A 2,163-nucleotide genomic window follows, 5' to 3' on the forward strand; every position below is an offset into this window, starting at 1 on the left:
GTTATGAACACGTCGTTTACAACAGTTGCTTATTTATGGGTGGTTTAATTTATCAAGTTGATACATTGCACTTCATACCAGCTATTTCGAATATCGCTGCGGCTTTTATCGGTAACTATATTGGAGGCGGACTCATTATAGGTTTATTCTATGCTTACTTGAATGATCATCATCAATTTTATAAAAATAATTAACTATATTTGAACAATGCGTTAGTCGATGCCTTAAATATTTAGAAGTGCATTGTCTAACGTATTTTTTTTAAGTTCGTCAATGGTTTTTGTCCGATGCTATGAGCATTATCAAATACAAAATGCTCTCTTAAAAGCAGTTATTGACTGAAAATCTACTTCTAAGAGAGCACTTTATTTAATTACTTAAGAAATCTTGAAATTTCAATATACGATGTTTATGATAAGTCGCTTATTTCATCTTTAGGCTTGTTATTAGTAAGTAGTTTAATACCACTGACTAACCATAAAGCAAATGTAATTATGTTACCACTTATTACAGCTCCAATAATCAACAATATACCACTCATTTTTTTGTTTTTAGATGCTTTAAACATACCGATTGCACCTAAAATAATTGAAATGATTCCAAATATGAATAGGGATAAGAATAATACAGTGAAAATTGCTGCTGCTGTTTCTGCATCAACTGGGTCAACCTCACCATTAACTGTTGTTGACACATCTGTAGTCATTACACCTGATGCTGCTAAAACCATCAATAGTAAACTAAATACCGTTGCTAAACCCTGAATAACAATTCCTATTATTGTCATTATTTTGATCGATTTTTCCATTGACTTACTCCTTTATTATTATTTACAAACTTACGTTTGTGTTCTTATATATAAATGTTTAAATTTATATCGTGTTTATTTTAAAAATTATTGTCGCTAAAGCTCATTTACTTTTTGAAACTGGTTAAAAGTTTTAAAGAAAGCCTACGTTAATCTTTTTCCACTTCTACATTTTCATCTTCATAATCTGCTTTATGGTCTTTCATATACTTAATTGGGTCTATTTCTCTATTAATCTCTGCCTTACCATCTTTTATTTCATATGCGAAATAATACATTTTTTCACGATCTTTATATAATTGAATACCAATAACAATGACTTTACCATCTTTATAAACATGTGTATTACTGTCTTCTTGTTTAATGTCTGTTTTAATAGTGTTTTGTACTTTCGAGGCAATTTTATTCATTTGATTCTGTTCTTTGTACACTTTATCAATATCTTTTTGATACTTTTCACCTTTATTAGAACAACCTGCCAATATAATTGCTAACATTAAAAATACTACCAATATTCTTTTCATCATTTTTCTCCTTAGATGGCTGTCATTTTCCACACACTACAATACTGATAATATGCTTTATCATTGTGATGTTTGAACAATGTTTTGCCAATTGTTATCAACTTAAAATTCGTTTAAATGTTTGACGCAAGATTTTGATTAATTATGATATTAAAGTCTTCTTAATATAAACATCTATTTCAGTGTTAATTTACAACTATCTACTGAAAATTATGTCATCATAATAAATTATGCAATAACTATTTGATACCTTTATATTGCTATGTATCTCTAAAAATTGCCTCCTATATATTTATTTAATTCCCAAATATTTAACTATTTATAATTATAGTAAAAAACATTTTAATAGTATATACTTTTCTCATATTTTTTTGATATAAGTTTTAAAAAATAAGTCGATGTGCATCAACTTTATAAAATACACTACAATAACCTTTTCAATTAATGGCAATTTTAAATTTATATCGTGATTTATTAATTAGTTAAACTCATTTATACATATGATGTATGGATACCGAGAAGCTAATAAACTTTTTAAGTTGCAAATAATCTTATCGTTTACCTTCTTCTTTGAGTCAAATGTAAAACGAGGGTGATTTTGCACAGCCTTCTATAACATATATGCTACTCTTGGTCTTTAACATACTTCTCTACTTCTCGAATTTCTTCCATTTCATATTCCGTTTCTGGTAAAACACCAAACTTTTTATACATATAGTAGTTTTCCTTTCCTGATGGACCAAAACCTAATTTAATCCAATCTATATAATCAAACGATACTTTCAAATTACCCTCTCTTGTAAAATCAAATTCACATGATGTCCATGGTTC

Annotated in this window: 3 protein-coding genes and 1 pseudogene; 1 reads left to right on the top strand and 3 read right to left on the bottom strand. The window is 27.9% G+C overall.

The genetic code is table 11. The features are described 5' to 3' along the window. A pseudogene (locus tag IDG60_RS11795) lies at positions 1–194 on the top strand (formate/nitrite transporter family protein); the annotation flags it as partial. Between the two features lie 215 nt (positions 195–409). Here IDG60_RS11795 and IDG60_RS11800 read toward each other — a convergent pair. From IDG60_RS11800 to IDG60_RS11810, 3 genes are all read right to left on the bottom strand, one after another. Further along, on the bottom strand, positions 410–808 hold the full coding sequence (locus IDG60_RS11800) for a DUF4064 domain-containing protein (protein WP_000415665.1): 399 nt from the start codon (positions 806–808) through the stop codon (positions 410–412). Positions 809–957: 149 nt separating this feature from the next. Beyond that, positions 958–1,332: a DUF4467 domain-containing protein gene (locus tag IDG60_RS11805; RefSeq protein ID WP_000822161.1), complete on the bottom strand. Its 375-nt coding sequence runs from the start codon at positions 1,330–1,332 to the stop codon at positions 958–960. 624 nt (positions 1,333–1,956) lie between these two features. Continuing rightward, positions 1,957–2,163 (bottom strand): TIGR01741 family protein (locus IDG60_RS11810; protein WP_168754358.1); only part of this gene is annotated, 207 nt, incomplete at its 5' end.

Source organism: Staphylococcus sp. EG-SA-2, from assembly GCF_017152085.1.

Coding starts and splice junctions, on each gene's coding strand:
- IDG60_RS11800 (WP_000415665.1), bottom strand. CDS start 808: ATGGAAAAATCGATCAAAATAATGACAATAATAGGAATTGTTATTCAG.
- IDG60_RS11805 (WP_000822161.1), bottom strand. CDS start 1,332: ATGAAAAGAATATTGGTAGTATTTTTAATGTTAGCAATTATATTGGCA.